Source organism: Geminocystis herdmanii PCC 6308 (genome assembly GCF_000332235.1).
In the GTDB taxonomy this organism is placed as follows: Bacteria; Cyanobacteriota; Cyanobacteriia; order Cyanobacteriales; family Cyanobacteriaceae; genus Geminocystis; species Geminocystis herdmanii.
Genome location: NZ_CM001775.1, coordinates 2,350,665 through 2,371,985, shown reverse-complemented (window position 1 = coordinate 2,371,985; position 21,321 = coordinate 2,350,665). Strand labels below are relative to the sequence as shown.

The following is a 21,321-nucleotide window of genomic DNA, read 5'->3' as shown; positions in this document are numbered from 1 at the left end:
ATCAATGGGATGTCGCCAAGCGGTAAGGCAGCGGGTTTTGGTCTCGCCATTCCTAGGTTCGAATCCTAGCATCCCAGTTTTTATCAATAAATAACTAATTTTAGATTATATCGGTTTTCCATCTTCTAAGGTGTAAATATCTGGTTCATCCTTGAGAAAATCAAAAGAATGACCTTTTTGGGCTAAATTAATAATATCTAGTGTTGAAATTAAAGAATCGAATCATCAAAGAACAATTTTTGTTCAAATATTTGGCGTTTCTCATCAGTGAGTAATTGAACTACTGTAATTAAAGAGTCAATTAATTTTTGATTCATGGTTAACCTCTTTAGATAGTTACTTCTAAATCTTTTTTGTTGATAATATTTAGCTGAATAGTTCTTGTTATTATATGAGATAAAAAGCCCATTGGTCCAGCAAATAAGCATAAAATTAAGGAGTGAATTGTCCAAATTTTTTCTGTTTGCCCTTGCTGATAAATATATCTACCTAAAAATAAATCTAACACTAAAAAATGTACCCATCCTGCAAAAGTGATGGTAGGATCACTAAATACTTTTGCTAAATCTACTAATTGAGGATTCGATAAAACCTCGATCGAATCTGGATTTAAACCTGTTATAAACAGATAAATATAGAGAAAAATTAACGGTAAAAAGAGTAAATAAGATTTCATTATTTTTTGAGTAAATCCCCAATTTGGTAAAAAAATCATCAATAACCAAAAAGGTAATACGAAAAGATTTGCGAGATTAAATAATAAATTTAAGTCCATAATTTGTGTTTTTCACTCCAGTTCAAATAATCCTATGATACAATGAAACGGAATTTTTATTTATAAATCTTTATATTTTTTCCGTTAAATTTATGATATATGCAAGAACGATCGAATTATCTTCCCAGAGGAAAAATTCTCCCCAAACTTCTTCAAAAATTCCTCGATGGATAAATATTACTTTTATATTTCTTTGTCTATTTCCATTGGGAGGATGTTTCTTTGAAGCTAAAACCGAAGCGCAAGAGGAAACCCCTGTAATGGAAAAACCGTCAATTCCTGCGGTAGATGTGATGAAAGTAGCCACAGGATTTTTAAGCCAACCAAGGGAATATATCGGTACAACTGAACCAATTAAAGAAGTAATTTTAAGATCACAAGCGGAAGGACAAATATTAAATTTAACGGTAGATGTAGGCGATCGAGTTACCACTGGTCAAATTATAGCGCAACTAGACGATACTTTATTAAAAGCTAGTTTATATAAAGCCGAAGCGGAATTGGCTTCCCTTAATTCGGCGGTGACGGAAGCTGAGGCGGATGTGATTTCTGCTCAAGCTCAAGTGAAATCTAATCAAGTACAATTAGCACAGGCGAAGGTTGATGCTAATAGATTAGAAGAATTATACAATGAAGGTGCGATCGCCAAAAGAGAAGTAGAATTGGCACAAACAGAAGCGAAAACCGCGCAACAAACAGTCATTGCTTCACAATCCCAAGTCAATGTTAAACAAGCGGGGGTTAAAACGGCTAAGGGGAGAATTACCAGTCAAAAAGCTATTATTCAAGAGGAGAAAAAAAGACTTAATTATACTCAGATAAAAGCACCTAGTAGCGGTTATGTATTAGAAAGATTAACAGAACAAGGAAATTTAATCCAACCGGGGGGAGAAGTGATTAAAATAGGAGATTTTAGTCAAGTACAAGTTACTGTTTCTATCTCTGAATTAGACTTAGAAAATCTGGCTTTAGGTAAGAGTGTTAACGTGACTTTAGATGCTTTTCCTAATCAACAATTTACGGGAATAATTAATAGAATATCACCTTCAGCCGATCGAAATTCTCGACAAATTCCCATAGAAATTTTACTCAGCAATCCAGAGCAAAAAATTAATGGTGGTTTACTAGCAAGAATTAAATTTACTAATAATAATAATCCCCCAATTCTTATTCCAGAAACTGCTTTAAAAATTAATAATCCTAGAGAAAATACCCTTTCTAATACTGTATTTGTATTAAGTGAAAATAATGATCAAACTCAAGTTATGACTCGACAAGTTACCCTCGGACAATCAAAAAATGGTAAAGTGGAAATCTTGAATGGATTGACGACGCTCGATCGTATTGTGGTAAGAAGTAGTGATAAATTAGATAATGGTAAAACTGTGAGATTAAGTGTTATCAGTCAATAACAGATAGGAAATCATTGATCCTAAATAGGTTAAGTTAATATTTGTTAAGTTAATTTCAGATAATCTGGAATTATTTTTTTTTCTGTTATAATTGCTACTATTCTTAACTGATGTATCGCTTTAAAGAACAAATAAAGGTTTTATATCAACTTCCCATAATGACTTATAAAACAATAACAATGTCATTTCTACCATAGTTTAGCTTAGGCTAACAATTGATTTATCATCTGACTTTGATATTAATTAATATCTTTTTTTATTTGTTTTTTTGAGTCTTATTTTAGGTATCTAAATAATCAGTTTCTTTGCTTGAAATAACCAATTTTAAAATCACCTTTTTTCACTTTTTTAATGAACCCTATCAACTACATACAATAAAATTATTGCTAATATCATGACTTTAATCAACAATAATGTCAAAACCTATCAAGTAACACTTAACATTCCGAATGAAGGTAAAAGAGTGTTGAATGTAAAAGAAGATGAATATATTAGTGATGTAGCCATCGCTAATGGTATCGATTTACCTTTATCCTGTAATGCAGGAGTTTGTGTAACTTGCACGGCTAAACTGTTAGAAGGTTCTGTAGCACATGACCACGCTTTCTTACAACCTGAAGAGGAGAAAGCAGGATTTTTATTGACTTGCAGAACTTTTGCTCGATCGAATTGTAGCATTTTAACTCATCAAGAAGATGCTTTATTTGGCTTTTAAAATAGGTGATGACTGACTCTCCTTGACTCCCAGACAGGCAGGGCTGTTTCATTTTTAAATTTTTGGTTAAGAGAAAGTAATGAGTAAAGAGTAATAAGTAATGAGTTTTGATAATTTACTATTATAAATTGATTATTTCAAGATTTATTATTATTACCTGAAATCTGGAAGTAAAAAATCTCCCTAATTCCTTAATACCCTAACACCCAACATTTTTTAGCAACTTACTTAAAACCTTGATTTTTAATTCTTTAAGCTAACACGGCATATCTAGCACTTTCCCTCATCAAAATACTTTTTCAGCAAAGCCTAATTTAACGCAACCATCAAGAGAAAACCAGACAAATTCGATCGAAATATTAAATTAATCAGGAATACTGAGGGTTATTTGCTTTTAGACTTTAGCATAGAAAATAGAAAAGATAAATAAAATTAATCTCCATATTAAGAGGTGATAGCAATATGTCCGAAAAAAAACAAGAATTAATTCATTTGCAACATCAGGTAACTAAGCTATATGATACCATGAAAAAATTAGCTGAATATATTGGTTGGGAAGAAATCAATACCCTATTAGTCACAGAATCGGATGTTTTTGATAATTCTTCAAAAATTTATCATTCTCAAGAAAAGAAAACTCACTCTACTGCTAACTTAACTTTAATTAGCAATACTTCTGATGCTAAACATCACAATAATTTTAACTCCCGTGAAGATATTTTGATCGATGATATGTCTATCTATAAAGATTTGTCTAATCATTCTCAACCTGACACAAATGTTTCCTGTGAAGAACAAGTATATCGTTTAACGGCTCAGTTAACTGCCGCTTATCATCGTATCGCTTCCCTTGAAGATCAATTGTTCGCTACTCGCAACACTGTGGAAACGAGACACAATGGCTTCTATCATGCTCAATAATTCTTCTTTATTAATACCCAATAAGTGAGAAGCGATCGCACTTCCACCAGCACCAACTCCTTCTTTAACGAATCCTTGTTCAAAGACTTGTAAACTAGGATAGTAGGAATTAGTAAAGTTTAAATTTGTGGAACATAAAGAAATATGCTCGATGGTTTTACTTAAACCAATAGTGTCTCCCGTGGCATCTTCAGCTACCCAACGGGTTGTACCGATAATGATATTGTCTAAATTAGCCCGATAATCATATTTTCGATCGAGTGCTTTAATGAGGGCAAAAACTGCTAACATTTGTGTACCACCTGCCAACATGACTCCTGTGTATTTACTAGCGGAAATCGCCATAGATGCCACCACTATTTGCATGGGATCACCGATGGCGGCTATAATTTCTAAAGGATCACGATCGATCGTCAAAGGTTGCTGTTCGATCGAAAGATGTCCATTCGTTAAACCTTGTTGTACGATGTCCCATTTTTGTTGATGATTACAGATGGGATGACTACTATTAACCTTTCCTTGGGCTTCTATTCCCAAAGCCGTTAACACAGCTAGGGCGGTAGTTGTGCCTCCTACCACACATTCACTTAATATAATATAGCTCGATCGCGCAGCGCCACTTTGTGATCGCGCAGCGCCATTTTGTGATTGAGATTTTTGTGCTAATAAATTTCCCCAGTGTAAGCCTTGTTGATGAAGATGTTTCACCACAGATAAAGATAAGGCTTTTCCCGTAGAAACACAATTAGCAGGTTTACCCCCCAAGTCTATTACCGACACAGAGGGTTGACTTAATAAACCACTATTAAAAACATATACAGGTAAATTAAATCTTTCAATAACCGCACGACTAATAAAAGTAGGAGAAACTCCTACCGCAAGGGGGGGTAAAGGAAACACCGGATTAGAAGCAACCCCATTAACTAAAAATTCCGCATCAGCTAAAGCAGTATAACGGCGAGATTCGGAGGTTTTTCCCGCCGTAGAAATTCCCTCCAATAAAGCAGTATTTGTAAATCCTAAAGTACAAGTAAAAATCGGCAAACAACCAGAATATTTTTCAAGCCATTGTTTTCCCTTCTCAATTTCAGTGTAAATTTTTATATCACTATCTTTAAATTTTATCATCAGTAATCTACTCAATTAACCTTGAGAATTATCCATAAAAATAATAGAGTTTTCCAAAAAAGATTTTATATAAGTTCGTAGTAAGCCTTTTAAGACTTATTAATAAACGGCTAAAGCCATTACTACAAACTTTTTTATAACTCTTATATTAACCTTTATTTTTCTAACATAAAAATTTGCGTAAAATAGTATTCCCCCTGAGCATTTTTAGCCACTCCCACCCCCGTTAAATTAAAATTTCCCACCATATTTTTCTGATGTCCTAAACTTTTAATCCAACCATCTACAGCTACTTGATCTGGGTTTTTATGTCCTTGATTATAGGCAACATTTTCGGCTACACTACGATAATTGATTCGAGTATTAACAACCCTTGTTTCAAATCCTTGATGACTAAAAGGTACAGTTTTATTCGCCATATTTTGACTATGTTTTCTGGCTTCTTCACTAATACGAGAATCAAATTTCAAGGGTGATAATTTTTTTGATTGACGATACTGATTCACCTTTTGATGAATAGATTTTTCTAAAACTAGATAATCTGTTTGAGAATTAACAGGATTAGAGAAGATGATACTCACGGGAGAAAATACACTCAAGGTTAAAATTGTCGTAGTAAAATACTTATTGATTGACATTTATTGGTAATAAAAACATAAAATTATCAATTATAGACTTTAAACTATTGGCTAAAGTTCCTAAAATAATTCCTAATTTACTTATAAAATAATCTAAATATTTGCTAATTACTAATTATTTATTGCCATAATTTGTTCTCTAAATCTCTAATTTGACGCTCCAATCGATCGATCCTACCCCTTAATTCATCAACTTCAGACTGACGAGGTACACCCAAATCTTGTAAAATATTACGAATTTGACGTTCCATTTGAGTTTGGATATTACCTTGATCTGATTGAATTTTTTGCATCAAATCATCCACAATACCCTTAGCTTGATCTGGATTAATTTTACCTTCTTTTACCCATTGATCACTAGCTTCTTTTATTTTTTCCGCCGCCATAGATGTTGTGCCAACTCCCAACATTAATAATTGCTTTAACCAATCGTTATTATCCATATTGTTATTAATAAATATTCCATTTAATTCAAATTATAAACCAAGAAGTTTGTAGGAGTTGAATATTCTTCAACCTTTAAAGGATTAAAACCCTTATCAGTCTATTCTTTTTCTACATGACTTTGATATTTCTCGTAAATATTTAAACCGGGTATCTCCTCACTGAAAATGGCAGGTTGTTTATATTCTTGAAATGGATATTGTTGACGAATAGTAATCAAAGATTTCAACCATGAGAAAAAAGATTGATTTCCCCATAGTACCTGAGTTCGATATAAAAATAGGTGAGGGCTGACTTGGAAGACTCCGAAGACAGGAAGACAGGAAGATTGTATTTCTGATGAATGAATAAAATTCTCTCAAAAGTACATCAAATATTGAGAATTTTTTCTCCCTGTCCACTTGTCCACTTGTCCACCTGTCTAGTTTTCATCATTTTCTTTATGTCGAACTGAGGTATAGTGGGCGATTATACCAAGGTAAGTTTTGAATTTCCGTATTGTTTCTATTGTCAACAGAGTTTGTCATAATCAATAAACCTAACTACAAAAGCTATTATGTTAAAATTAATTATAGTATTACACATTAATCTTAAAAATAACCATTAAATTTAGCTTAAATTTTTTTTTATGACATTTAAGAATATTTTGATCGAACATCTCAGAAAAAAACTATACTCAAGGAGGAATCCTCCATGGAAAATGAAGATAGTTAACATTTTTGATTATCCATTGTTAATTATCTATAGTTATCAGTGATTTATGAAACTATGCTTAAAAAAACTTAGAACTTGAAATCAGCTTTCTGTGAGAACATTAGGATATTGTGAAATTTAGCTATAAAAAATAAACTTAATCAAAATGACTACAGATAATAAACCCACAGTAATCATTACCGGAGCATCATCAGGAGTCGGATTACAAGGTGCGAGGGCATTAGCTCAAAAAGGTTGGTTTGTGGTTATGGCTTGTCGTAACCTTGAAAAAACCCATAAAGCAGCGAAAGAAGTTGGTATTGCCACTCAAAACTATCAGGCAATTCATCTTGATTTAGCCTCCTTCGATAGTGTGCGGAAATTTGTGCAAGACTTTCGCTCATCAGGAAGAAAATTAGATGCCTTAGTCTGTAACGCAGCAGTTTATTACCCGTTACTAAAAGAACCCATGCGCAACGAAGACGGCTACGAAATCAGCGTAGCTACCAATCATTTAGGGCATTTTTTACTCTGTAACTTGATGTTAGAAGATTTACAAAAATCTGGCAATCCCGAACCCAGATTAGTCATTTTAGGTACAGTTACCGCTAACCCCAAAGAATTAGGCGGTAAAATTCCCATTCCCGCCCCCCCAGACTTAGGAGATTTAGAGGGTTTCAAAGAAGGCTTTAAAGCACCTATTGCGATGATTGATGGTAAAAAATTCAAATCAGGGAAAGCCTACAAAGATAGTAAACTGTGCAATATGTTAACCATGAGAGAATTACATCGTCGTTATCATCAATCAACCCGCATTGTTTTTTCTGCTTTATATCCCGGATGTGTAGCCACTACGGCTCTTTTCCGCAATCATTTTTCTTTATTCCAAAAAATCTTCCCTTTATTCCAAAAAAATATTACAGGGGGTTATGTGTCAGAAGAATTAGCAGGAGACAGATTAGCTATGGTTGTAGCCGATCCTGAATTTAATGTTTCTGGTGTTTACTGGAGTTGGGGAAATCGTCAAAAAGAAGGGCGTAAGTCTTTTGTACAGGAGGTTTCTGACGAAGCTAGTGATAAAGATAAAGGCGAATTAATGTGGACTTTGAGTAAACAATTAGTGGGACTTAATTGATGAGATGTTAGGAAGACAGGCAGATAGAAAGACAGAAAGACAGAAAGATAAAGTAAGTACTCATGCAAAATAGATTGTGAATTTTAAAATTAATTAAAATAACTTACATCTTTGTTGCCTCTTGCCTTTTGCCTTTTGCCTTTCATAAAGTAAACATACAATTAATTTTGCCTACTCACTTATATGTGGACTAATTATCATAGTAAATTTCATCAAACGTTAAAAGATCGCCTATTATTGCCGAAAAATAGTAAAATCCTCATAGCAGTATCCGGAGGGCAAGATTCTCTTTGTTTAGCTAAATTATGCTTAGAAATTCGATCGAAGTGGCATTGGCACATTGCTATCGCTCATTATGATCATGGTTGGGCATTAGATGAAGGATTAGCCATTCATGTGGAAAAAATTGCCCATAATTGGGGTATAGAATTTTATTTAAACAAAGCAATAGAAACCATCCCCGAAACCGAAGCCCAAGCTAGAAAATATCGTTATGAAGGGTTAATCGATATTGCCAAGAATCATCAATTTAATTATCTACTAACAGGACACACTTTGAGCGATCGAGGCGAAACTTTCATCTATAACTTAATTAGAGGTGCAGGAATGGAAGGATTAAGCGCCTTACATTGGACAAGAAAACTTACCGATCATATTACCCTAGTTCGTCCCTTACTCAACTTTACTCGCAGTGATACCCTAAGTTTTTGTCAACAATTCCAGTTACCCATTTGGGAAGACAAATATAACCACAACAAAAAATTTGCCCGTAATCGTCTTCGTCTTGATTTAATACCCTATATCAAAAAAGAATTTAATCCTAAGATAGAACAACATCTAGCTCAAACAGCAGAGATTTTACGCTCAGATGTAGAATTTTTAACTCAAGAAGCCGAAAAATTGTTGAATTTAGCCCTCAATCATGACACCTTAACTCGATCGATCCTCAAAGATAAACCTCTCAGTTTACAGAGGAGAGTAATTAGGATGTTTTTAAACCAAAAACTCGAAACAATGACTAATTTCGAGGAAATAGAAGCCGTTGTGAGATTAATTGATGCACCCAACCTCCACCGAACCTCTAGTTTATCTCAAGGTAAATTTGCTCAAGTCAGAGAAGATTCGATCGTTATTAGTAATAAATAAAATATATTTCCATTCCAGATCCACTGGAAAATATTGATCTGGAACAGATAATAATAAATTACGCTTTACGAGAGTAGAACTCAACAACAAGTAGTTCGTTGATATTTAAAGCGATCCATTCTCTTTCAATGACACCATTAACTTTACCAGTCAAATTATCTTTATCAAACTCTAAATGACTCGGAAGATTCGCCAAACCGGGATTTAGTAGATTATTTTTAACAATATTAACAGAGCGATCTCTTTTTCTAACATTGATGACATCACCAGGGCGACACTGATAACTAGCAATATCAACAACTTTACCATTAACCATAATATGACCATGATTCACCAATTGACGAGCACCCGGAATTGTGGGAGCCATGCCAAGGCGAAAAACGGTATTATCAAGGCGCATTTCTAATAATTGTAATAATACTTGACCAGTAGAACCAGTTACTCTACGAGCTTTTTTAACATAGCGAACTAATTGACTTTCGCTAACACCGTAATTATAACGAAGTTTTTGCTTTTCTTCCAGACGAATAGCGTACTCAGAACGTTTACGGCGATTTTGTCCGTGTTGTCCGGGGGGATACTGACGACGAGCATTTTTACGAGTTAAGCCGGGTAAATCCCCTAAACGACGCACTACCCTCAAACGAGGTCCTGTATATCGAGCCATGCTTACTATTTTCTCCTTATATATTTTTTATATTTAGACCCAAATATACCATTCTACATTAACAATTAACAATTAACAATTAGCAACTAACAAATAACAATTATACTTAGGGATTGCTGAAAAAGTCTTTTGATGAGGATAGGTGTTAGGTATTACCTGAGTTCGATATAAAAATAGGTGAGGGCTGACTTGGAAGACTCCGAAGACAGGAAGACAGGAAGATTGTATTTCTGATGAATGAATAAAATTCTCTCAAAAGTACATCAAATATTGAGAATTTTTCTCCCTGTCCACTTGTCCACTTGTCCACCTGTCTAGTTTTCATCATTTTCTTTATGTCGAACTGAGGTTAGGTATTAGGTGTTAGGTGAAATGCAAACTGTTAATTTATAACAATTACATTTTTAAAATTATCAAAACTATATAGATTAAACATCTCCAATAATTATTGAAACACTTTGAGTAATTGACGATAAAATATATTAATTTGACAATATAAATACTTAAATTGATTTAATTTTTAATTTTTGAAGAAGTCTATTAAAATTTTTAGCGATTATTTTCTAGTAATTTATCATAACTACTGTAGAAGAGCCAAATTTCTTAACTTATTACTCATTACTCGACTTCTGCGATTAGCCTTCAATAAATCCCATTAACTCCTAACTCCTAACTCCTAATTTCTAGGATTTTACGCCATAGGTATTTAAAACAGATTGTAACTGCTCTTCATCATCTTTACTTAAAGAAGTGCGTAAAACAGTACCGCCATATTTGCTGACTTCGTCTAATACTTTATCAGGGGTTACTTTTTTGATGAGGATAAATAAAGCTGAGGTGTCAGGTTTTAAAGTCTCTCCTAATTCTCTCATAAAATTGTCATCCACACCAATGTCACTCAATGCACCACCGATCGCCCCAGTAGCGGCACCCACCGCAGCACCAAATAAGGGTACGAGGAATAAAGTACCGATTAATAATCCCCAAAAACCACCACTAGCCGCACCAGCAGTGGTAAGGTTAACGGCTTGTTTGAGTTGGATTTTTCCTTCGGTATTTTTTACCACCACAGCGGCATCTTCTAATTCGATTAAATGTTCTTTTTGTAGTTTTGCAAGAGTTAACCTTACTTCTTCAGCTTTAAAAATATCGTCGTAAGCGATCGCAATTAAAGTACTCATCTTGATAAAAAAATTTCTAATGGGTCAACTCTAATGTAGCTCTTAAATTGTCTTTTTTCAAAAATTTTATTTATGAGGGTTAAAACCTTTACTACAAAATTTCGTTAAACTTTTAATTTTTTGATGTAAATAATAGTATTCTAAAGGTTTTAAGATCACTTCTTCTACCCCAATTTTAAGGGCTTGTTGCCACAAATTTGGTTCATCGGTAACGGACATTAAGACAATGGGAATTGATTTAGTTTGAGGTTGTAATTTTAGTCTTTTTGCCACTTCTAAGCCATTGATTTCGGGCATGAAAATATCCATTAAAATTACGTCGGGTTGATATTTAAAGGCTAATTCCATTACTTCTCGACTATCCATACATTCGATCGAATCATAACCGTCATAGTTAACTAAGTCCACCGCCTGTAATAAACTTAGAGGTTGATCATCTACCACCATTATTTTACTAGGAGGAGACACCGACACAAATCTTTCTTGTCGTTTTAATGTGGAGATATTACGATAGTTATTCATGATCAACAACCTAAATTTTGATAATTTTGTAGATATACCTATTTATATTGTTGATGATTTAAGCTCGATCGACCTCAGTTAAAATACGCAAATTTGCTCAAGGTAGGGAATATGGATTAGGTAATGGGGAATAGGGAATTTATCCATTCTCCATTCTCCATTCTCCATTCTTTTAGATGGAAATATCGCTTAATTCTCTAGTCAAATGATCAAAAGGAGCATCGACAAAATCAGTATTATCAATTCCTGCTTGTAATACTAATTCCTTAATCATTTCTTTCATTATTTGAATACCTCTGACGGTAGGGGCAATGGGTACACAAAGAGAATTATAAGTTTCTTTCAAACCTTGTAAAACTCTTTCATCTAAGACAGTATTATCACCAGCTACTAAAGCATAACTAGCATAGCGAAGGTAATAATCCATGTCTCTTAAACAAGCCGAATAACGACGAGTAGTGTAAGCATTTCCTCCAGCTCGAATTAATTCGGGTACTTCTTCAAACAATTGGCGCCCTGCATTTTTCACTAATTCAGGAGAATTGGCGTTAATTATGGCGGCAACTTGTAATCTGAGCGTACCAGATTGATAATAAGATTTTAAGGAATCAAGGGCATTACGATCTAAATAGCGACCGGAGACATCATAATTTTTAATTAAATTAGTTACAGCGTCTAGTAACATTTTTTTCTCCCAAACAATATTTTATGATTAATTTTTTTATTTAATGATCTTAATCGAATCTTGACATCAAAGCCAAAAACTATCATATCAAGAATAGTTATATCTTTTGCTATACTTACACATTTGCCACAAAAAAAACGTCATTGGGAAGTTACGAAGCAATCTCTCAATACTTAATTTGTAGTTATAATGTCTAAGTCTTGTTTTGTTTATAATCATGACTCAATTTTATGATAATGATGAACTTGAAGGGTTATTTGCCCTCACGCATCCTAATTCAATCATCAAGTCATTCTTGTATCTCGATCGAGCTATGAGATAGGGAAAACCCTACTGTGTCACTCCTTTAAGGAAAAGAAACTTCTCCCGTACAATAAATGATTATAAACTGCGAAACTATTATCTTACTTCTTTACGTCTATCGATAAGAAAAGTATCAAATCTTTACATCTTTTTTAAGGTTATGAATATAAACAAATCCTTGCGTCAATTTTTTTCTCATCTTTTTGCGGTTATGGTAGGGGTAATCATTGTTTTTAGTGGAGTTCAACCTCTCATAGCTCAAAACGCTAGGGCTGATGTCTTAGCTCAAGCGGATGTAGCCGTTACTGCCGATAGTTTTGTGGCGAAAGCCGTAGAAAAAACGGGTAAATCGGTGGTAAGAATCGATACGGAAAAGGTGATTACTCGTTCCCTTGACCCGATTTTTGATGATCCTTTTTTCCGTCAATTTTTTGGGGATCAATTCCGTAATCGGATACCTCAAGAAAGAAGGGTAACGGGGCAGGGTTCGGGTTTTATCATCGATCGAGAAGGTATAATTTTAACTAATGCTCATGTAGTCAGTGGTGCTGATAAAGTAACCGTTACCCTCAAAGATGGACGAAAATTTGAAGGGCAAGTGAGGGGAAGCGATCAAGTTACAGATTTAGCGGTAGTGAAAATAACTCCTCAAGGGCAAGATTTACCCGTTGCTTCTCTGGGGGATTCTTCTGTTGTAAAGGTGGGAGATTGGGCGATCGCCGTGGGCAACCCCATTGGTTTAGATAATACCGTAACTCTAGGCATTATTAGTACCTTAAATCGTCCTTCTTCAGAAGTGGGCATATTGGATAAGAGAATCGACTTTCTACAAACCGATGCGGCAATTAACCCCGGTAATTCGGGAGGTCCTCTTTTGAATGCTAGGGGAGATGTTATTGGTATTAATACGGCTATTCGTGCCGATGCTACGGGGATCGGTTTTGCTATTCCTATTAATAGAGCAAAAGAGTTACAGTCAATTTTAGCTCAAGGGAAAGAAGTACCTCATCCTTATATTGGTATTCAGATGATCAAGTTAACTCCTGAGTTAGCAAGAGAGAATAATCGTGATCCCAATACAGCCTTTTTGATTCCTGAAGTGGAGGGAGTTTTAGTGATGAGGGTTTTACCGAATACTCCAGCCGAAGAAGGGGGATTGCGTCGAGGTGATGTGGTGGTGAAAGTTAATAATCAACCCGTTAAAGATGCTAACCAATTACAAAGGTTAGTGGAAAGTAGCGGACTTAATCAGACTTTGAAGTTTTCTGTAGTTCGATCGAACCAACAACTAGAGTTAAATATTCGTACGGCACAGTTAAGATGATAAGGTTTTAAGGTGTTAGGGTGTTTAGGGATTAGGATATTAGGGTAATCAGTTGCACTTCTCAGATGAAATATTACCAAACTTTTGGTTTAAATTTACTATCATTAAGTATCACTACATCATCCCCAGATGGTGCAATGACAAACAATCCTTTACGATAGGCATAACGAGCCGAATCCGAAGGCACAACCATTCCAGCCACTGCCCCTAATAAGTTAACATCTTGATAACGGGGAAAAAATCGTTTAAATTTTGCTAATCTTTCTAAATGTTCATCCACATCCCCTTGAGAGAGTTTACTTTTTACTTCAATGGCAATGGCTTCTGTAGTGTCAACTACTAATAAATCAATTTCAATGCCTTCTTCTCCTCTTTGGGATGACATTTCAGGATGAAATTCTCGAACGGCAATACCTTTTTCTTTAAATAATCGTACACAAGCAGGGCGTATTTGCCACTCGACAAACTCCCCTAAACGATTCCCTAATTTCCCTATTTGTTCGTTGACTTGTTGAATTTGTCGATCGGTTTCTTGTCGTCTTTTGTCGCTTTCAAGGCTTTGTTGTTTTAACAAACGTTCAGTTTCTTGTAGTCGTCGATCGGTCTCCTTTTGAGATTCAATCAATTCTGCTAGTAAACGCCAGACATCATCGGCTGTGGTTGTCATATTTTGCTCATATTTTTAAGATTTAATCAATAAAATCATTATAAACTAAAGTATTGTCATTGTGAGCTTTTGAAATAATTTTCTATACATTTATTAGATTTCTCCAGAAAAGATTTTTTGATGAGGGTTTTAACCTTTATTTTACGAAATATCATTGATGTCGATCGAGCCTTGTTATAATCACTTTAGCTGATTGGAGCATTAATTATTGACTATTCACTATGTATGAACAACTATCTCACTCGATATTAAACGAAATTTTAGATCAACTCAAGCCAGAAATTACAGAAAAAGAACTTAATCACTTTTATACTCGCTTAGGTGCTAATTTTTATAGCCTTTTTTCTCTCTTTCAAAAACTCTACGGTAAGCGTCACGATTTTAAGTATCAGTTATTGAAATTGGTGGAAGTTATGGCTCGTCAGTATATCATGCGATCGAGCTTACTGAAACAACAGGATTTAGCAAGAGAAAAAGATTTCAACTGGTTTTTGCATCAAAAATGGGTAGGTATGACACTTTATGCCGATGGATTCGCTGAAGACTTACCAGATTTAGCGACAAAAATCGATTATTTTACCGAGTTGGGTGTTAACTTAGTCCATATTATGCCCATTTTGGAATGTCCCAAAAATGCTAGTGATGGCGGTTACGCCGTGAGTAACTATCGCAAAATTGACGAAAGAGTGGGAGATTTACAAGATATTTCCATCATCGCTAATTTGATGAAAGATAGGGATATTGTCCTTGTCTTAGATATTGTCGTAAATCATACCTCCAATGAGCATGAATGGGCAGAAAAAGCACGTCAGGGCGATCGAAAATATCAGGATTATTACTATATATTTAATAATCGGGAAATTCCCGATATGTTTGAAAAAACCCTCCCAGAAGTATTTCCCCAAACTGCACCGGGTAACTTCACCTATAATCCAGAAATGAAAAAATGGGTGATGACAGTATTTAATAACTATCAATGGGATTTAAACTATCAAAATCCTGCGGTATTTATCGAAATGCTGGATATTTTGCTCTTTTGGGCAAATCAAGGGGTTGATATTTTGCGCCTCGATGCCGTTGCTTTCCTGTGGAAAAAAATTGGCGGTAGTAGTCAAAATGAAGAAGAAGCCCATATTTTATTACAATTATTTAAAGATTGTTGTCAAGTCACCGCCCCCGGTACACTATTTATTGCGGAAGCGATTGTTGCACCCTTAGAAATCGTTAAATATTTTGGCGAAGATGCTATTAACGCTAAAGAATGCGAAATTGCTTATAATGCTACCTTTATGGCTTTGTTATGGGATGCCGTTGCTACGAAAAATGCTAATTTAATTAGACAAGGGGTAAAAAATTTACCTGACAAATTAGAACGGGCAACGTGGTTAAACTATATTAGGTGTCATGATGATATAGGCTTAGGGTTTACTGATGATGACATCTTTCAAGCTGGTTACGAACCTCGATCGCACCGTCAATTTTTGCTTAACTACTTCTCTGGAAAGTTCAAGGATACCTCCGCTAGGGGCTTATTATTTGGGCAAAATCCGAAAAATAATGATGCGCGGATTTCTGGCACATTAACCTCTTTAATTGGCTTGGAAAGTGCCTTAGAAGAAGGTAATCAGGAAAAAATTGATCTTAGTATTAAGCATATATTATTACTCCATAGTATGATTTTCTCCTTTGGGGGGATTCCTCTTATCTACTACGGGGATGAAATTGGTACTCTCAATGATTATTCTTTCATGGGCAACCTCAGTAAAGCTAATGATACTCGATGGGCGCATCGTCCGAAAATTGATTGGCAAAAAGCTGAAAAACGTAAAATTGAAGGCTCGATCGAATATACTATTTTTACGGCTTTACAAAGGATGATTCGAGTAAGAAAAGAAATTTCTGCTTTTGGAGATTTTAACAATCGAGAATTGATTAACCTGAGTAACCCTCATTTATTTGCCTTTTTAAGATTAGATATTCAAGATAAAAATAATATTTTAGTTATCGGTAATTTTGATGCTAGTTATCAATATTTAAACTTAGGAAAACTTCATCATAGTTTATTTCCCTTAAATTATAGTGAGCAAATTATTGATCTATACTCCGGAGAATATCCTACTATGTTTAAAGATCAATTAGTATTACCTCCTTTTCGTTTCTATTGGCTATCAATTAATTAGTAGTTGCTGAAAAAGTATGAGTGGTGAAGGGGAGGTGTTAGGTATTAGGTTAAAGAATGAAAAATCAAGGTTTTGAGATTTTTTATAATACAAAAAATACAAAATATTAATATGTTCATCTGATTCTCCCAACACTCCAATACCTTAACACCCTCTATGTAAGGTGGTTAAAACTTTGACTTGAAATTCTTGCTCAAAAATGGGTTTTTTATAGTCTAAATTCCACAATTCTAAAGAACAATCGTCATCGGGTTGCGCTGGGGTAAGATGTAAATGGAGTTGTCTATATTCACTATCATATTGACATTCTAACTCTTTTATTGCGCCTATTTGTCTTCGATCGAGCGCAATGGCTAATCGAAGAATAGCGCTTAATTGTTTAATCATTTTACGATGATTGTCTGATAAATAAGCATAGGTTTCGTGTTTGCGTTTAGGCTTACTTTTGCGATGATAACGGGCAATTTGGGCGATTAACTCTATCTCTATTTCACTAAAACCCAATAACTCGGCATTGCGAATTAAATAGTAAGAATGTTTATGATGGGCGGAGTGAGATATGTATAAACCAGAGTTATGTAAGATAGTTGCTGACCACAAAAATTCTCTTTCTAATTCCCCCCAAGAGTGTAATTGATGACGAGTTCGATCGAAGATATTAAGAGCAAAATCTGCTATCTTTTCAGCATGGGGTAAATCCACTTGATATTTATGGGCGATTTTATAGACATTTCTCGATCGAACTTCTCCTTGAAATGCTAAACGGTCTTCAATGTAACCGTGTTGCAACATCCAGTCCACAATTACCCCTTCCCGCAACGCCCGTTCACAAATGGTGAGAGAATCTATATTAAGCATTTTCATCCCTTCCACTAAAATAGTTACCCCAGCGATGATAATTTCTGCCCTGCGCTCAGACATTCCCGTCAATGTCATGCGCTGATGATAATTCATAGAAACAAGACGCTTTAAAATCCCTTCAATATCCCGTCGTGGAATCTGATAACCATTGAGGGTTAAAGGCTCATTTCCTTGAGTTTCTGTAGCGTGAATCAAGGCAATGGTTTCCGCCGTGCCAGATGTACCCACCAAAATCGGTTTTTCCCCTAATTTTAAGGCATTTTTAAACTCCTCTACGGGGCGTTCTAACATCCCCCTTATATAAGCCTGTAAAGCAATAAATTCTTTGGGATTAATGGGGTCACTATGAATAAAATCTTGAGTAAGACGAACAGCTCCCACTTTTGTACTACTTAAAACCCTTGTTTCTTCTTTATCTCCTAATATTATCTCCGTTGAGCCTCCTCCAATATCGATAACAGAATGAATTTTCCCGCCAAAATCCATACCTGATAACACCCCTAGATAAATTCTTCGGGCTTCCTCTTGTCCTGAAATTAAATCAACCACAATACCTAGTTCATTTTCCACTTGTTTTAAAAACTCTTGCCCGTTAGGTGCTTCCCTTGTGGCACTGGTAGCAACTGCAATAATCTGATCAGCTTTCATGGTTTGAGCCAGATTTTTACAGCGTTTGAGAGCAGATAAAGAGCGATTTATGGCTTCTTTGGTAAGATTTCCTGTTTCTGGGTCTCGATCGCCCAGTCTTACGGTATCCTTTTCTTTAGCGATAATACTAAAAGAGGGAAATTGAGCATTAATTTGTACAACTACCATATGAATCGAGTTTGTACCAATATCGATCGCACCAAGAATACAATCTTTTAAAGCTCTTTTTTTCGTCAAGACATTACTAGATACTTGATAGGTGTTTGCCATTAGGTATTAGGGTATTAGGGTGTTAGGGTATTAGGGTGTTAGGGTGTTAGGGAAAATATTTTAATTGTTAATTATTAATTGTTATTTGTTAATTATTAATTTTGACTAGCTCAAAAACTAGGAAATAAAAACAAAATTTTACAAAAAATAACAATTATCCGCTAGAATTGAGGGAACTATAAATAATCATTACATTAAATTAACAGATTTATGTCTCTCCCCATTCGCAATCTTGCGATTATTGCCCACGTTGATCATGGCAAAACAACCCTAGTTGATGCACTATTAAAACAGTCTGGTATCTTCAGAGAAGGTGAAGAAGTCCCTACCTGTGTCATGGACTCCAATGATATTGAAAGAGAAAGAGGAATTACCATTCTTTCCAAGAATACAGCAGTACGTTATAGAGATACATTGATTAATATAGTAGATACCCCCGGACACGCTGACTTTGGCGGTGAAGTTGAACGAGTTTTAGGAATGGTTGACGGTTGTGTTTTAATTGTCGATGCCAACGAGGGACCTATGCCTCAAACCCGCTTCGTTCTTAAAAAAGCCCTCGAAAAAGGATTACGTCCTATTGTCGTAGTTAATAAGATCGATCGACCCCGTTCCGAACCTGACAAAGCCGTCGATAAAGTATTTGACTTATTCGTTGAGTTGGGCGCAGACGATGACCAATGTGACTTTACCACCCTTTACGCTTCAGGTATTAGCGGTTTTGCTAAAGAAAGTCTCGATGATGAAAACGTGGATATGAAGCCCTTATTTGAGGCGATTTTACACCATGTTCCACCTCCGGCAGGAGACCCCAATAAACCTTTACAGTTACAAGTTACAACCCTCGATTATTCCGAATATTTAGGGCGTATTGTCATCGGGAAAATTCATAACGGCACAATTCAAGCAGGACAACAAGCCGCTTTAATCAAAGAAGATGGTTCGATGGTGAAAGCCCGTATCAGTAAACTACTAGGCTTCAATGGTTTACAAAGAGTAGAATTAGAGGAAGCTAGTGCAGGTTATATCGTAGCCGTGGCTGGTTTTGCGGATGCGAATATTGGAGAAACCATCACTTGTCCTAGTGAACCTCAAGCGTTACCCTTAATTAAAGTGGATGAACCTACTTTAAGAATGACATTCTCTGTCAATAACTCTCCTTTTGCAGGGCAAGAAGGCAAATTTGTTACATCTCGTCAAATCCGTGATCGTCTTGATAAAGAACTACAAACTAACGTAGCTTTAAGAGTTGAAGATGGTGACTCAGCGGATCAATTCGTAGTATCAGGACGTGGAGAATTGCATTTAGGTATCCTCATCGAAAATATGCGCCGTGAAGGATTTGAGTTTCAAGTATCTCAGCCTCAAGTAATTTATCGTCAAGTCAATGGGCAACCCTACGAACCTTTTGAATACCTCGTTTTAGACGTACCCGAAGAAGCGCAAGGCTCTTGTATCGAGCGCTTAGGGCAACGTAAAGCCGAAATGCAGGATATGCAATCAGGGGGAAATGGACGCACTCAATTAGAATTTATTGTCCCTGCAAGGGGTTTAATTGGCTTCCGTGGTGACTTTATCCGTATCACCAAAGGTGAGGGTATTATGAACCATAGTTTCCATGAATATCGTCCTTTAGTGGGTGATTTAGAAACCCGTTATAACGGTGTATTAACTTCCTTTGAGGAGGGTGTTTCTACTTTCTACGCCATGAAAAACGCTGAAGACAGAGGTATTTTCTTTATTCATCCGGGTACAAAAGTTTATAAAGGCATGATTATTGGTGAAAGTAACCGCGCTCAGGATGTAGAAATTAACGTTTGTAAAACCAAGCAGTTAACGAACCATCGATCGGCAACTGGTGATGAACTTGTGCAACTACAAGCCCCTGTAGAAATGAGTCTTGAACGTGCATTAGAGTATATTGGTGCTGATGAGTTAGTAGAAGTTACTCCTGAATCTATCCGTTTACGCAAATTAGGCAAAAAACTCGCCAAACGCTAGAAAGGAATTAAGAATTGAGAATTAAGGTGTTAGGAATGAAGGTGTTAATTAATAACCCACCGTGTAATTTATTACACGGCTAATAGTATAACGTTCAATAAATTGAACTTTTTGTGAATGTGTCATTGCGAGGTAACGAAGCAATCTCAATTAACTTTCTCTTATCGTAATCTTAGTTAAGTAATTATTCATTCTGCATTCTCCATTTGTATAGTGTTATAATCTTTAAAAAGTCATAGGGTATCAAACAATGGTTTTAACAGCACAACAACTGGCAGATTTAATGCCCGATGCCACTCAATTAGAAAGCGATGAACCAGAAATGGAAAGTAGCGAACACTATACACAATTATTACTTTTAGTTAGTTGTCTTGAATGGTTATGGAAAGATGACAATAATTTTTTTATCGGTGCAAATTTAACCATTTATTTTAGCCGACAACAATTGAAAAATAGGGATTTTCGAGGGCCCGATTTCTTTTTAGTTAAAAATACTGAAAAAAAACCCCGTAAATCATGGGTGGTGTGGGAAGAAAATGGACAATATCCCGATTTAATTATTGAGTTATTATCGGATTCTACCGCTAATATCGATCGAACGCTGAAAAAACAATTATATCAAGATCGTTTTCGTACTCCTGAATATTTTTGGTTTTCACCAGAAACGATCGAATTAGAAGGTTATCGTTTAGATGACGGTAAATATCAACCGATAATTCCCGATGAAAATAATTTTTATTGGAGTGAAAGTCTAGGTTTATTTCTCGGTATCCATGAGGAGAAATTACGGTATTTTTCCATCGAAAGAAAGCTAATTCCTACTCCTGCCGAATCGGCTTTACAAGCCCAAGCAGAGGTATTGCAAGTCCAAGCGGAGGCTTTACAAGCTCAAACGGAGGCTTCCCAAGCAAAACAACGAGTTTCTGAATTAGAAGCCAAACTTCGAGAATTAGGTGTTAATCTTGAATAAACATCGATAATTATGATCCCCCCTAACCCCCCTTA

At 35.4% G+C, this 21,321-nt stretch carries 19 protein-coding genes and 1 tRNA gene; 10 read left to right on the top strand and 10 right to left on the bottom strand.

What is annotated here, in order from left to right; translation table 11 throughout:
• Positions 1 to 5 precede the first annotated feature (5 nt).
• Positions 6 to 77: transfer RNA gene (locus SYN6308_RS11785), tRNA-Gln, on the top strand.
• A gap of 251 nt (positions 78 to 328) precedes the next feature.
• Here the strand turns inward: SYN6308_RS11785 and SYN6308_RS11775 are convergent.
• The gene (locus SYN6308_RS11775; protein ID WP_017294644.1) at positions 329 to 775 is read right to left on the bottom strand and encodes an ABA4-like family protein; all 447 of its coding nucleotides are present in this window, start codon (positions 773 to 775) and stop codon (positions 329 to 331) included.
• A 92-nt stretch (positions 776 to 867) separates the two neighbouring features.
• Between SYN6308_RS11775 and SYN6308_RS11770 the strand changes: the two genes are divergently transcribed.
• The 3 genes from SYN6308_RS11770 to SYN6308_RS24585 all read left to right on the top strand — a co-directional run bounded on the left by SYN6308_RS11770 (position 868) and on the right by SYN6308_RS24585 (position 3,823).
• A complete protein-coding gene (locus SYN6308_RS11770) occupies positions 868 to 2,187 on the top strand; it encodes an efflux RND transporter periplasmic adaptor subunit (RefSeq protein WP_017294643.1) in 1,320 nt (439 codons plus the stop codon).
• A 394-nt stretch (positions 2,188 to 2,581) separates the two neighbouring features.
• Positions 2,582 to 2,902, top strand: coding sequence for a 2Fe-2S iron-sulfur cluster-binding protein (locus SYN6308_RS11765; protein WP_017294642.1), 321 nt, complete (start codon positions 2,582 to 2,584; stop codon positions 2,900 to 2,902).
• 462 nt (positions 2,903 to 3,364) lie between these two features.
• The gene (locus tag SYN6308_RS24585; RefSeq protein ID WP_144051435.1) at positions 3,365 to 3,823 is read left to right on the top strand and encodes a hypothetical protein; all 459 of its coding nucleotides are present in this window, start codon (positions 3,365 to 3,367) and stop codon (positions 3,821 to 3,823) included.
• Here SYN6308_RS24585 and cobT read toward each other — a convergent pair.
• From cobT to SYN6308_RS11750, 3 genes are all read right to left on the bottom strand, one after another.
• Positions 3,722 to 4,951: a nicotinate mononucleotide-dependent phosphoribosyltransferase CobT gene (cobT, locus tag SYN6308_RS11760; protein WP_017294641.1), complete on the bottom strand. Its 1,230-nt coding sequence runs from the start codon at positions 4,949 to 4,951 to the stop codon at positions 3,722 to 3,724. The two genes, SYN6308_RS24585 and cobT, sit on opposite strands and share 102 nt — an antisense overlap.
• A 155-nt stretch (positions 4,952 to 5,106) precedes the next feature.
• Positions 5,107 to 5,589: a CAP domain-containing protein gene (locus SYN6308_RS11755; protein WP_017294640.1), complete on the bottom strand. Its 483-nt coding sequence runs from the start codon at positions 5,587 to 5,589 to the stop codon at positions 5,107 to 5,109.
• A gap of 119 nt (positions 5,590 to 5,708) precedes the next feature.
• Positions 5,709 to 6,032, bottom strand: coding sequence for a phasin family protein (locus SYN6308_RS11750; protein ID WP_017294639.1), 324 nt, complete (start codon positions 6,030 to 6,032; stop codon positions 5,709 to 5,711).
• Positions 6,033 to 6,892: 860 nt separating this feature from the next.
• Between SYN6308_RS11750 and SYN6308_RS11740 the strand changes: the two genes are divergently transcribed.
• Both SYN6308_RS11740 and tilS read left to right on the top strand, forming a co-directional pair.
• Entirely contained in the window at positions 6,893 to 7,861 is a 969-nt protein-coding gene (locus tag SYN6308_RS11740) for a protochlorophyllide reductase (RefSeq protein ID WP_017294637.1), read from the top strand.
• Positions 7,862 to 8,044: 183 nt separating this feature from the next.
• Entirely contained in the window at positions 8,045 to 9,007 is a 963-nt protein-coding gene (gene tilS / locus SYN6308_RS11735) for a tRNA lysidine(34) synthetase TilS (protein WP_017294636.1), read from the top strand.
• Positions 9,008 to 9,065: 58 nt separating this feature from the next.
• Here the strand turns inward: tilS and rpsD are convergent, their stop codons facing one another.
• From rpsD to apcB, 4 genes are all read right to left on the bottom strand, one after another.
• Positions 9,066 to 9,674, bottom strand: a complete 609-nt coding sequence (gene rpsD / locus SYN6308_RS11730; RefSeq protein ID WP_017294635.1) for a 30S ribosomal protein S4 — start codon at positions 9,672 to 9,674, stop codon at positions 9,066 to 9,068.
• A 683-nt stretch (positions 9,675 to 10,357) separates the two neighbouring features.
• The gene (locus tag SYN6308_RS11725) at positions 10,358 to 10,855 is read right to left on the bottom strand and encodes a DUF1269 domain-containing protein (protein ID WP_017294634.1); all 498 of its coding nucleotides are present in this window, start codon (positions 10,853 to 10,855) and stop codon (positions 10,358 to 10,360) included.
• A gap of 66 nt (positions 10,856 to 10,921) precedes the next feature.
• A complete protein-coding gene (locus tag SYN6308_RS22350) occupies positions 10,922 to 11,377 on the bottom strand; it encodes a response regulator (protein WP_017294633.1) in 456 nt (151 codons plus the stop codon).
• A 172-nt stretch (positions 11,378 to 11,549) separates the two neighbouring features.
• The gene (apcB, locus tag SYN6308_RS11715) at positions 11,550 to 12,062 is read right to left on the bottom strand and encodes an allophycocyanin subunit beta (RefSeq protein ID WP_017294632.1); all 513 of its coding nucleotides are present in this window, start codon (positions 12,060 to 12,062) and stop codon (positions 11,550 to 11,552) included.
• Between the two features lie 463 nt (positions 12,063 to 12,525).
• On the opposite strand from apcB, the gene SYN6308_RS11710 reads away from it, so the two are divergent.
• On the top strand, positions 12,526 to 13,689 hold the full coding sequence (locus SYN6308_RS11710) for an HhoA/HhoB/HtrA family serine endopeptidase (protein WP_017294631.1): 1,164 nt from the start codon (positions 12,526 to 12,528) through the stop codon (positions 13,687 to 13,689).
• Between the two features lie 73 nt (positions 13,690 to 13,762).
• Here the strand turns inward: SYN6308_RS11710 and SYN6308_RS11705 are convergent, their stop codons facing one another.
• Positions 13,763 to 14,356 (bottom strand): hypothetical protein, encoded by a 594-nt coding sequence (locus SYN6308_RS11705; RefSeq protein ID WP_017294630.1) that lies wholly within the window; start codon positions 14,354 to 14,356, stop codon positions 13,763 to 13,765.
• A gap of 221 nt (positions 14,357 to 14,577) precedes the next feature.
• On the opposite strand from SYN6308_RS11705, the gene SYN6308_RS11700 reads away from it, so the two are divergent.
• On the top strand, positions 14,578 to 16,536 hold the full coding sequence (locus tag SYN6308_RS11700; RefSeq protein ID WP_017294629.1) for an amylosucrase: 1,959 nt from the start codon (positions 14,578 to 14,580) through the stop codon (positions 16,534 to 16,536).
• A 144-nt stretch (positions 16,537 to 16,680) separates the two neighbouring features.
• Here the strand turns inward: SYN6308_RS11700 and SYN6308_RS11695 are convergent, their stop codons facing one another.
• Positions 16,681 to 18,315 (bottom strand): Ppx/GppA phosphatase family protein, encoded by a 1,635-nt coding sequence (locus SYN6308_RS11695; RefSeq protein ID WP_017294628.1) that lies wholly within the window; start codon positions 18,313 to 18,315, stop codon positions 16,681 to 16,683.
• A 210-nt stretch (positions 18,316 to 18,525) separates the two neighbouring features.
• On the opposite strand from SYN6308_RS11695, the gene typA reads away from it, so the two are divergent.
• Both typA and SYN6308_RS11685 read left to right on the top strand, forming a co-directional pair.
• On the top strand, positions 18,526 to 20,316 hold the full coding sequence (typA, locus tag SYN6308_RS11690) for a translational GTPase TypA (RefSeq protein ID WP_017294627.1): 1,791 nt from the start codon (positions 18,526 to 18,528) through the stop codon (positions 20,314 to 20,316).
• Between the two features lie 250 nt (positions 20,317 to 20,566).
• Positions 20,567 to 21,286 carry a Uma2 family endonuclease gene (locus SYN6308_RS11685; RefSeq protein ID WP_017294626.1) on the top strand — a complete coding sequence of 240 codons (720 nt, stop codon included), beginning with the start codon at positions 20,567 to 20,569 and terminating at the stop codon, positions 21,284 to 21,286.
• Positions 21,287 to 21,321: the final 35 nt, after the last annotated feature.

Coding starts and splice junctions, on each gene's coding strand:
- SYN6308_RS11775 (WP_017294644.1), bottom strand. CDS start 775: ATGGACTTAAATTTATTATTTAATCTCGCAAATCTTTTCGTATTACCT.
- SYN6308_RS11770 (WP_017294643.1), top strand. CDS start 868: ATGATATATGCAAGAACGATCGAATTATCTTCCCAGAGGAAAAATTCT.
- SYN6308_RS11765 (WP_017294642.1), top strand. CDS start 2,582: ATGACTTTAATCAACAATAATGTCAAAACCTATCAAGTAACACTTAAC.
- SYN6308_RS24585 (WP_144051435.1), top strand. CDS start 3,365: ATGTCCGAAAAAAAACAAGAATTAATTCATTTGCAACATCAGGTAACT.
- cobT (WP_017294641.1), bottom strand. CDS start 4,951: ATGATAAAATTTAAAGATAGTGATATAAAAATTTACACTGAAATTGAG.
- SYN6308_RS11755 (WP_017294640.1), bottom strand. CDS start 5,589: ATGTCAATCAATAAGTATTTTACTACGACAATTTTAACCTTGAGTGTA.
- SYN6308_RS11750 (WP_017294639.1), bottom strand. CDS start 6,032: ATGGATAATAACGATTGGTTAAAGCAATTATTAATGTTGGGAGTTGGC.
- SYN6308_RS11740 (WP_017294637.1), top strand. CDS start 6,893: ATGACTACAGATAATAAACCCACAGTAATCATTACCGGAGCATCATCA.
- tilS (WP_017294636.1), top strand. CDS start 8,045: ATGTGGACTAATTATCATAGTAAATTTCATCAAACGTTAAAAGATCGC.
- rpsD (WP_017294635.1), bottom strand. CDS start 9,674: ATGGCTCGATATACAGGACCTCGTTTGAGGGTAGTGCGTCGTTTAGGG.
- SYN6308_RS11725 (WP_017294634.1), bottom strand. CDS start 10,855: ATGAGTACTTTAATTGCGATCGCTTACGACGATATTTTTAAAGCTGAA.
- SYN6308_RS22350 (WP_017294633.1), bottom strand. CDS start 11,377: ATGAATAACTATCGTAATATCTCCACATTAAAACGACAAGAAAGATTT.
- apcB (WP_017294632.1), bottom strand. CDS start 12,062: ATGTTACTAGACGCTGTAACTAATTTAATTAAAAATTATGATGTCTCC.
- SYN6308_RS11710 (WP_017294631.1), top strand. CDS start 12,526: ATGAATATAAACAAATCCTTGCGTCAATTTTTTTCTCATCTTTTTGCG.
- SYN6308_RS11705 (WP_017294630.1), bottom strand. CDS start 14,356: ATGACAACCACAGCCGATGATGTCTGGCGTTTACTAGCAGAATTGATT.
- SYN6308_RS11700 (WP_017294629.1), top strand. CDS start 14,578: ATGTATGAACAACTATCTCACTCGATATTAAACGAAATTTTAGATCAA.
- SYN6308_RS11695 (WP_017294628.1), bottom strand. CDS start 18,315: ATGGCAAACACCTATCAAGTATCTAGTAATGTCTTGACGAAAAAAAGA.
- typA (WP_017294627.1), top strand. CDS start 18,526: ATGTCTCTCCCCATTCGCAATCTTGCGATTATTGCCCACGTTGATCAT.
- SYN6308_RS11685 (WP_017294626.1), top strand. CDS start 20,567: ATGGTTTTAACAGCACAACAACTGGCAGATTTAATGCCCGATGCCACT.